This is a genomic window from Methylosinus sp. Sm6 (assembly GCF_019802345.1).
Classification (GTDB): Bacteria; Pseudomonadota; Alphaproteobacteria; order Rhizobiales; family Beijerinckiaceae; genus Methylosinus.
Genome location: NZ_JAINDZ010000158.1, coordinates 1 through 523, shown reverse-complemented (window position 1 = coordinate 523; position 523 = coordinate 1). Strand labels below are relative to the sequence as shown.

1 protein-coding gene and 1 tRNA gene are annotated in these 523 nt (G+C 64.8%); both read left to right on the top strand.

The features are described from left to right. The first annotated feature begins 22 nt into the window (after window positions 1-22). Window positions 23-89 (top strand) — tRNA-Val (locus K3F48_RS24055). A gap of 88 nt (window positions 90-177) precedes the next feature. After that, the gene (locus K3F48_RS24050) at window positions 178-420 is read left to right on the top strand and encodes a hypothetical protein (RefSeq protein ID WP_222577957.1); all 243 of its coding nucleotides are present in this window, start codon (window positions 178-180) and stop codon (window positions 418-420) included. The last annotated feature ends 103 nt before the right edge of the window (window positions 421-523 follow it).

The window sequence follows — 523 nt, the reverse complement described above, 5'->3', positions numbered from 1 at the left end:
CATCCGTCGCGCCTGATTTATCGCGGAGGGCAGGCAAGCCGTCGGGGCTCACAATCCCGAACGTCGGTTCGAGTCCGGCCTCCGCACCAAGCATACCGCCCCAGCCCGTAGGCGGGGTCTCGGGGTCCAAACCCGAGCCCCCGCCGCTGGAGGCCTCTCGTCACTACGGAGAGCAGCGTGACGCCGACAGTCGGACGCATCGTCCATTTCTACACCGACAACCCAAGTAAGCAGACGAACGGCGCGGGCACGGGCCCTTATGCGGCTCTCGTCACGCAAGTGTTCTCGGCCGGCGCGGAGAACTATGTGAACCTCAAGGTCTTCCGCCCCTATGGCGAGACTATCGACGAGGGCTGCGTGAAACATGAAGAGTTCGGCCGCGAAGACGGTCGCTACTGGGTCTGGCCGCCGCGCGAGTAGCTTCCATGTCCTACGCAACCGAAGACGATCTCATTCGCAAATGGGGCGCGGCGCAGGTGGACCTCGCCGCATTCGACGATGCGACACAGGCGCGCGACGCGCT